This is a genomic window from Chryseosolibacter histidinae (assembly GCF_018598225.1).
GTDB lineage: Bacteria > Bacteroidota > Bacteroidia > Cytophagales > Cyclobacteriaceae > Chryseosolibacter > Chryseosolibacter histidini.
This window is the reverse complement of the sequence record NZ_JAHESF010000104.1, coordinates 1-344: the sequence shown is the minus strand read 5'-3', so window position 1 is coordinate 344 and position 344 is coordinate 1. Positions and strand designations below refer to the sequence as shown.

At 44.8% G+C, this 344-nt stretch carries 1 tRNA gene; it reads left to right on the top strand.

Annotation, left to right across the window (positions count from 1 at the left end):
- Nucleotides 1-2 precede the first annotated feature (2 nt).
- A tRNA-Ala gene (locus tag KK083_RS32365) sits at nucleotides 3-76 on the top strand.
- Nucleotides 77-344 lie beyond the last annotated feature (268 nt).

Below are 344 nucleotides of genomic sequence, written 5' to 3'. Positions count from 1 at the left end.
AAGGGGGATTAGCTCAGCTGGCTAGAGCGCCTGCTTTGCAAGCAGGAGGTCATCGGTTCGACTCCGATATTCTCCACGGAAGAGAAAAAAGAATCGAGAGAAAGTGAACTAGTTGAGTTCACGGAAAGTTTAGTGAAAGCTAAGAGATAAGAGTTAAAAGCTCGAAAAACTCGAAGCAAGCGAGGTAAACCAGGCAAACGGCCTGAAGATTTATCACAAAGGAGTGCCAGGCGCTGCAATGATATAGCCGTATCGTTGTACCGTAAAATTGGATAAACACTCTTGAAGACGTTCATTGACATGCTGATGAAAGAGTAGAAGTAGTTTCAAGTCCGCACAGAGGA